At 60.4% G+C, this 255-nt stretch carries 1 rRNA gene; it reads left to right on the plus strand.

From position 1 onward, the window contains the following. Nucleotides 1–255 (plus strand): 23S ribosomal RNA (locus DXX99_RS11245); the annotation flags it as partial.

The raw sequence follows: 255 nt of genomic DNA on the forward strand, positions 1-255 counted from the left end.
GCCAGTGAAGACGCTGGCTACCTGCGGTGGGACAGAAAGACCCCGTGGAGCTTTACTGCAGCCTGGCATTGGACTCTGGTGTTCTATGTACAGGATAGGTGGGAGGCTGAGAAGCCTGGGCGCCAGCTTGGGTGGAGCCGCCGGTGGGATACCACCCTTAGGACATTGGGGTTCTAACCTTGGGCCGTTGAGCCGGTCTGGGGACAGTGTCAGGTGGGCAGTTTGACTGGGGCGGTCGCCTCCTAAAAGGTAACG

The organism is Ammonifex thiophilus, assembly GCF_003368535.1.
GTDB classification, from domain to species: domain Bacteria; phylum Bacillota; class Desulfotomaculia; order Desulfotomaculales; family Ammonificaceae; genus Ammonifex; species Ammonifex thiophilus.